General features: G+C 63.2%; 3 protein-coding genes. 1 reads left to right on the forward strand and 2 read right to left on the reverse strand.

Annotated features, from left to right (window positions below; genetic code table 11):
• Window positions 1-164: 164 nt before the first annotated feature.
• Both istB and istA read right to left on the reverse strand, forming a co-directional pair.
• Window positions 165-956: an IS21-like element helper ATPase IstB gene (gene istB / locus KGM94_RS24245; RefSeq protein ID WP_300264962.1), complete on the reverse strand. Its 792-nt coding sequence runs from the start codon at window positions 954-956 to the stop codon at window positions 165-167.
• 36 nt (window positions 957-992) lie between these two features.
• A complete protein-coding gene (istA, locus tag KGM94_RS24250; protein ID WP_300264965.1) occupies window positions 993-2540 on the reverse strand; it encodes an IS21 family transposase in 1548 nt (515 codons plus the stop codon).
• A 278-nt stretch (window positions 2541-2818) separates the two neighbouring features.
• On the opposite strand from istA, the gene KGM94_RS24255 reads away from it, so the two are divergent.
• Window positions 2819-3205 carry a hypothetical protein gene (locus KGM94_RS24255; protein WP_300264968.1) on the forward strand — a complete coding sequence of 129 codons (387 nt, stop codon included), beginning with the start codon at window positions 2819-2821 and terminating at the stop codon, window positions 3203-3205.
• Window positions 3206-3600: the final 395 nt, after the last annotated feature.

Genomic DNA, 3600 nt, shown 5'->3' on the forward strand with positions numbered 1-3600 from the left:
TGGATATTCCGCTCAAAGTGAACGCAGATTCCAGGCCATCGTGAACGCATAGTGAGTGTCGGCGGCCTTGGCCGCCGACATGGGGTCAGGTGTTCACGATGAGATCGATAAATGATGGATTCCAGCGGTGACGTGTTCGTATTCGCGGCCGCCGCCGCCGACGGTCACTTTCGCGGCTTCGCTTCTGGGGGAGCCGCGGGCGAAGGTGGTGCATTCGACAACCCCAATGACTTGCGCAGCGAGTCGCCTCCGGTCCTGAGTTCGATGCGGTGGCTGTGGTGAACCAGGCGGTCCAAGATGGCGTCCGCCAAAGTGGGTTCCCCGAGATAGGCGTGCCATTTGTCCACGGGGAGCTGGCTGCACAGCACGGTCGAACGCACATTCAGACGATCGTCGAGGATTTCAAGCAGATCGGCCCGATCTTGTGTGGACAGGCCGATCAGACCCCAGTCGTCGAGGATCAAAACGGGAGCTTTGGCGAGGCGCTTGAGCAGTTTCAAGTAGCTGCCATCGCCGTGGGCGGTGCGGATTTCCTCGAAGAGGCGCGGCACGCGCCAGTACCGGCCCTGCAAGCCTTGCCGGCATGCTTGATGGGCAAGCGCACACGCGATCCACGTCTTGCCCGATCCGGTCGGTCCGGTGATGAGTAAATTCTGGCCGCGCTCGATCCAGGCGCCGTCGGCGAGCGCGGCGATCTGGGACTTCTCGAGCCCGCGACCGGGCTTGTAGCTGATGTCCTCGACGCAGGCCTGGGCGACTTTGAGACGCGCCTTGCGCAGGAGCCCCCGGTAGCGGCCATTGTGCCGGTACAACCGTTCGCGATCGACGAGTAATCCGAAGCGCTCCTCGAAGGCGAGCGCGTGGGTGTCGGGCGTCTCGCGCTGGTGTTCGAGGGCCTGCGCCATGCCGTGCAGCTTCAAAGATCGCAGGGTTTCCAAGGTATTTTCCGTCAACATGATGTCTCCAGGTCGGATGAAAGGGGGGATCGAGTTTCAGTGGTAGTAGGTCGGGCCGCGCACGTTCGTGTGCTCGGGCAGGTCGAGTTCGAGCTCCGCGGTCGGTGCCGCCGGGTGCTGGTCGCGGCCGGTTTTCAGGATCGACAGCACGCTCTTGCGGCTCGGGCTCTGTAGCTTCACGGCCAGGGCGCTCGCCGCCTCGAGCCGGCCGTGCCCGTACTGCCGCGCCAGGGCGAGCAGCCCCAAGCAGGCCCGGTAGCCTTGCTCGGGGTGGGCTTTGCTCTTGAGAAGATGTTCGACCACCACGCCGGTGTTCACGCCGATCGAGGCGCCCCAATGGATGAGGCGAGTCGGCGACCACTCGGCATGCTCGCGGTGGGATTTCGGCATGTGCTCGGGGATCGTCGTGTGCACGCCGCGCTGATAGGAGCGCACATGACTGGCGACCCTCTGGCCACGGTGGAACACCTCGACTGTGGCCGCGCTGAAGCGCGCCCACAGCTCCTGTCCGACCAGTGCGTGCGGGATGCTGTAGTAATGCCGGTCGATCTCGACGTGGTAGTCGAAGGCGGCGCGCACGCGCTTCCACTCGGCATACACGTACCGGGTCGTCGGGAGCGCCCGCATCGCCGGGCGGTCGAGCGATTCGAACATGGAGCGCCGCGATCCGGGCAGCTTCTGGTACGGTCGATCGTTCAGTCGATCAAGCAGCGGTCGGATCGCGGCATTGAGATCCTCCAAGCTGAAGAAGCGCTGATGGCGCAGCCGCGCGAGTATCCAGCGGCACACCAGCAGTACCGTCAACTCCGCTTTCGGCTTGTCTTTCGGTCGATACGGCCGCGCCGGGATCACCGCGATCCCAAAATGCCCGGCCATTTCCTCGTACGAGCGCTGCAGTTCGGGCTCGTAGCGATCCGCCTTCGTCACGCCGACCCGGGGGTTGTCCGGCACCAGGATCGTCGGGCTCGAGCCATAAAACTCCAGCATCCGCACGTGGCTCCCGAGCCAGTCGGGCAGGCTCGCCGTGCGCGTCGCCTCCGCGTACGCATAGCCGCTCGCGCCCAAGGCGCCGACGAAGAGCGACGCCCGGAAGGCCTCCTCGCAGGAGGCGCCGTAGATCGGCACCGTGCGCCCCGCGTAGTCGACGAAGAGTTTCTCGCCGGCGAAGTGCCGCTGGCGCATCGAGCGCTGCAACCGCTTCGCCCATTGCCGGTATCGTTCGCAAAAGGCGCTGTAACGCAGCGCCGCTGCGCCGTGCACCCCGTGATACTCCTCCCACAACAGCTGCAGCGTCACGTGCTTGTGGCGCTTCATTTCCGTGTGGATCCAGGCGCAGTCCGGCGCCATGGTGCTCGGCACCGGCCGCAAACGGCGCGCGGCAAACACCCGCCGCTCCAACTCGGTCTCCTCGAGGCCGAGCGCTGCCTCCCACGTGCCGCACGAGGCGAGCACCGCACGGCCATACTTCGACACCGCGCCCTGCGAGAGCGACAGCGCGCGGCCGATCGCCCGCGTCGTCAACTGGTTCGCGCGCAGCTGGATCAGCTGCCTCAACTGACTGACGGAGATTCTTGGGTTGGGCATCGACGGCGCATCCTTCGTGGAGGTGATCGCCAGCGATTCTTGCCCTGCACCTCGCGCCGTTACATCGAATCTTGTAACGCAGGTCGCCCTAACGAGCCGCTTTTCTCCCTCGGATCAGTCCCTTGCATCGCGCTCGTCTCTTGTAGCGCTAAGGAGCCGGATTTCCCAATCCGATCATCGGCTTGCGTCAATATCATCTCTTGTAACGGTTCCCCGATTAAGGCCGCTTTTCGCCAATATCCGGGGTTTTGCGAGCGCCACGCCTGCACCCGGCCCACGTGCTGCTCGCCGCGAAAGTATTCGACGTTGTCGGGTTTTCGCAGCCAGCGTCGCTGACTCGAGCGCTTGCTCGCCGACCGGCACTCAGGCTCCGAACAGTATTTCTGCCGGTGCCGCAGGCGCGGGTCGCGGGCAAACAGCTTCTGGCAACACAGGCATCGACGTCGTCGGGTCTTGATCACGGGCTTTCAGGTCCATTGGGGGACCGAATCATGCCCAGATGCGCGTCAGCCGGCCTCGCGAGTGTTCAGGCGGTGATTCCCATCGCCGTCTCCACCTTCATCGATGCCGCCACGGCATCGTCATCGCCCTTCCAGCGAACGCCGAACAGCGTTCACGATCACGCCGGAATCGTGTTCACGTTCTCCTGGAATCTGCGTTCATGATGCGCTGGAAACCGCGATCACCATGCGCCGGAATATGCAGTCACGAACCTCCTCAGCCATGGGTTCCCGACACTGCGATGCACAGGAGGTGTCGAATTCGACACACATCCTGCATACATGCAACTCCGCATTGCACGCTTTGCACACCTCCAGCCGGCGCAGCGGCAGACCCAACGCCGCCAGGGAAGCGTTGCACTTCCAGCAGGTCAGGGACGGGGGCATGGGGGGATTTTCACGGCTCAATCCGAAAATATGCAACAATTATTGCAAATTTCCTTTCGGAAGTATCACCTTTGAATAAACGAAGACTACGGGACGGAGTCTCCTTCCAAGTCAAGGAGGCCGCAATTGGAATGCTTGAGCAAATTCTCGATCAGCTAATGGGAACATTAATT

Source organism: Bradyrhizobium sp. (assembly GCF_028868675.1).
Lineage (GTDB): Bacteria > Pseudomonadota > Alphaproteobacteria > Rhizobiales > Xanthobacteraceae > Bradyrhizobium.

Excerpts from the sequence above, each read along its gene's own strand:
- istB (WP_300264962.1), bottom strand. The coding sequence starts at position 956 with ATGTTGACGGAAAATACCTTGGAAACCCTGCGATCTTTGAAGCTGCAC.
- istA (WP_300264965.1), bottom strand. The coding sequence starts at position 2,540 with ATGCCCAACCCAAGAATCTCCGTCAGTCAGTTGAGGCAGCTGATCCAG.